The sequence below is a fragment of the Streptomyces sp. WM6386 genome, from assembly GCF_000972385.1.
In the GTDB taxonomy this organism is placed as follows: Bacteria; Actinomycetota; Actinomycetes; order Streptomycetales; family Streptomycetaceae; genus Streptomyces.
Genome location: NZ_JXTE01000369.1, coordinates 1 through 610, shown reverse-complemented (window position 1 = coordinate 610; position 610 = coordinate 1). Strand labels below are relative to the sequence as shown.

The following is a 610-nucleotide window of genomic DNA, read 5'->3' as shown; positions in this document are numbered from 1 at the left end:
GGCCTGTTGGCCGCCCCGGACGCGGAACAGCCCGATGCCCTGGAACCCCAGCCCGGCCTCGGACAGCTCGACGCGCTGATCGTGCGGGTGCGCGCCGCCGGGACTCCGGTGGGCGTCGCGGTCTCGCTCCCGCCGGATCCGCTGCCGCCCGGGATCGATCTGACGGCATACCGCGTCGTGCAGGAAGCGCTGACCAACACGATCAAACACGCGCCCGGCGCGGAAGCCTCGGTCGCGATCGGCTACGCCGAGGAGGTCCTCCAGATCGAGGTCATCGACACCGGAGCCGTCCGTGACGCTCCGCGGACCGAGGGGAACGGCCGCGGGCTGATCGGGCTGCGAGAGCGACTCGCGGTCTACGGCGGCGAGTTGACCGCCGGTCCGACCCTCGCCGGCGGCTACCGCGTCAGGGCCCTCATCCCGTGGCGGACGGCATGAGCGGGCCGGAGCTGCGCGCCGTCATCGCCGACGACCAGGCCCTCGTACGCACCGGGTTCGGGATGATCCTCGCAGCGGACGGCATCGAGGTGACCGCCGAGGCCGCCGACGGAGCGGAGGCGGTCGACGCGGTCCGCCGCACCCGGCCGGACGTGGTCCTCATGGACATCCG

Annotated in this window: 2 protein-coding genes; both read left to right on the top strand. The window is 73.6% G+C overall.

Features of this window, described 5'->3' with window-relative positions:
- Positions 1-438 (top strand): sensor histidine kinase (locus tag TN53_RS41775; RefSeq protein WP_046264125.1); only part of this gene is annotated, 438 nt, incomplete at its 5' end.
- The coding region (locus TN53_RS41770) for a response regulator transcription factor (RefSeq protein ID WP_046264124.1) at positions 435-610 on the top strand (176 nt) is incomplete at its 3' end. The genes TN53_RS41775 and TN53_RS41770, both read left to right, overlap by 4 nt.